Origin of the sequence: Acinetobacter sp. YH16053 (genome assembly GCF_013417035.1) — a bacterium.
Classification (GTDB): Bacteria; Pseudomonadota; Gammaproteobacteria; order Pseudomonadales; family Moraxellaceae; genus Acinetobacter; species Acinetobacter towneri.
On the sequence record NZ_VPEP01000083.1, the window covers coordinates 1 to 2384 of the forward strand.

The following is a 2384-nucleotide window of genomic DNA, read 5'->3' on the forward strand; positions in this document are numbered from 1 at the left end:
GGATAATCTTTCTCGGATTCAATCAATAATTGAACCGCTCTTTCTCTGATTTCAGGGGTATATTTTACTTTTTTCATCGGGACATTCTCTCAGAAAGCTTGGTCTCCGACAAACCCGGTACGGTTCATTATTATCTCTAAACCACCTTTCTATAAGTTGACAAAAATAACTAAACATGCGAAAAGAAATTTTTGGTTAAACGATGTTATGGGTGGTGGCTCTACACCGCACACTAGATTTAAGCCATTTATTTCTCAAACAATTGAAAATTCACTATTTCAATTAATTTGTTTATCTTAAGATTTAATTGGAATAGATAGCTTTTTTAGTAAAAAAGCTAGTGCGTTAGTAATTGGAAGCATTGAATAGCCACCGAAATTCTAGACACACATAGCCCTTTTAATCTAAATGAAATTATGATTCTGTATAATATAATTGTATGATTTTTTGTGAAAACTTATGAAAAAACTTCTAATTTTAAGCTCTGTGGTTGCGTGTTCATCCGTATTCGCACTTGATAAATATCAGTATAAATTTGATGCTAAATTTGTAGAGCCATTACAATTTAATGTAATCGATGCGAACTTCTATTTATCTGCTTCCACTGAAGAAGCTGAAATTGTTGAGGAAGATCGGAATGATGATTACGAGTGGGCTGTCTATGCTCCATCCAAAAATTATGGCACTGGGAAAATCGAACAATTTTCATTAGGAAGTAACAGCAACTACAACGGTGAACTGAATCCTATAGTATTGATTGGTCACGACCATGTGAACTGTCAAAATGATGATAAAACTACCTCGTCAACCATCATTTTTAATGCCTATGGCAAACTAGAATCTATTTCAAATTATTGGGCAAATTCACCAAAATATAGCTATGATGGTGAAGCCTGTAATTACCAGAATAAATTATCAAAACGGCCAGTCTGGTTAAACTTAATCACCCTAAATACTAAAGCGGTTGATAGCTTCTTCAAATTGAATAAAGCAAAAGAAAAAGATATTTCTTTGACTTACAACAGTGATCAATTCAAAACAATTCGATTCAAGCCAACTAAAGATACTTTAGATCCGTTCCGTAAAATGGTTCACCAGTTTGAGTACATGCGTTCTGTTAGTCCAAGAGGGAAGATTACATACTCAGTCATGAATCATTTGCATGTATGTAGCCCTGCTAAGACGTACACGACTCGAATTGATTTTGACCAAAATGGAAAATTCATTGAAATCGATGAAGTTGAATCGAAATTCGATGCTGCACTGACATCATTTTGTAAGTGATGGGTAAGATCAATATGAAAAAACTAATAATTTTGATTGCTCTTGCAGCTGGCTCAACAGCACATGCTTTAGATACTGAGTTATACAATATTGATCCAAAGTTTGGAGCACCAATTAAATTCAATGTTTTAGAAGCTGATGAATACTCGAACAAATCAGATAGAGGCGCTCACATTTATAATTTGATTGACGAATCTGAACTTCGAAGGACTTACTATTACCCCTCTAAAATTAAGGCGACCGGGAAAATAGAACAATATTCGTATCATCTCTATAATGATTTTGACGATCTGGGTGCTGGTCGAGTGATAGAACACAATAACGTTAAATGTGGCAGCTTTGATGACACTACTTCATCTGCTCTCGTGTTTGATGGTTTTGGCGTATTCCATAATTTTGTCCTAACCTGGGTTGGGGCACGAGATTATGATGATTCACCATGCGAATTTGTTGGACATTACGCTCAACCGCCAATGACTTTATTGCAGTTAATTTCTCTAAATACCAAAGCGGTAGATGGTTTCTTTGAACTTTCTAAAGAGAAGGAAAAGGATATTTATTCGATTCGTAAATTGAATGATTTTCAGTCCTTACGCTTTAATCCTCATAAGAACGAATTCAGCAATCATATCAATTTATTGGAATACCAGCGACATGTTAGCCCTAAAGGGATTGTCACATACTCATTAGTGAGTCGTGTGAATATTTGTGGTGGAGCTAAACATTACTTTGCTCGTGTTGATTTTGACCAAGAGGGAAAGTTCATCGGAATGAATGAAGGTGACAATATCAACGATACGGCGATGACAAAACTCTGCAAATGATGGATCGGAAGAAAATACTAGGTAAGCCAGATCCATTCACGAATAGATATAAAAGAGACTTTATTTAATGCATATTATTTTTTAGGGAGGGATTATCAAGAGAATGACCTTAGTCTTGTGTTATACGGAATGTGGCTAAATATTCTTTGTGAACCGTACCGGGTTTGTCGGAGACTTTTTATTTAAGTTAGGCCACCTGACCTAACGGATTAATTTTATCATAGTACATTGCTTCAAAATCAAAAGGTGGCACATAACCTAGTGCACTATGTACAC

The 2384-nt window shown here is 35.4% G+C and carries 2 protein-coding genes; both read left to right on the forward strand.

The window, feature by feature from the left end:
- Positions 1 to 459: 459 nt before the first annotated feature.
- On the forward strand, positions 460 to 1284 hold the full coding sequence (locus FTV43_RS15055; protein ID WP_179995799.1) for a hypothetical protein: 825 nt from the start codon (positions 460 to 462) through the stop codon (positions 1282 to 1284).
- Between the two features lie 14 nt (positions 1285 to 1298).
- Positions 1299 to 2108: a hypothetical protein gene (locus tag FTV43_RS15060; RefSeq protein WP_179995800.1), complete on the forward strand. Its 810-nt coding sequence runs from the start codon at positions 1299 to 1301 to the stop codon at positions 2106 to 2108.
- Positions 2109 to 2384: the final 276 nt, after the last annotated feature.

What these genes read in the sequence shown, in the direction of transcription:
- FTV43_RS15055 (WP_179995799.1), top strand. Translation starts at nt 460, where the DNA reads ATGAAAAAACTTCTAATTTTAAGCTCTGTGGTTGCGTGTTCATCCGTA.
- FTV43_RS15060 (WP_179995800.1), top strand. Translation starts at nt 1,299, where the DNA reads ATGAAAAAACTAATAATTTTGATTGCTCTTGCAGCTGGCTCAACAGCA.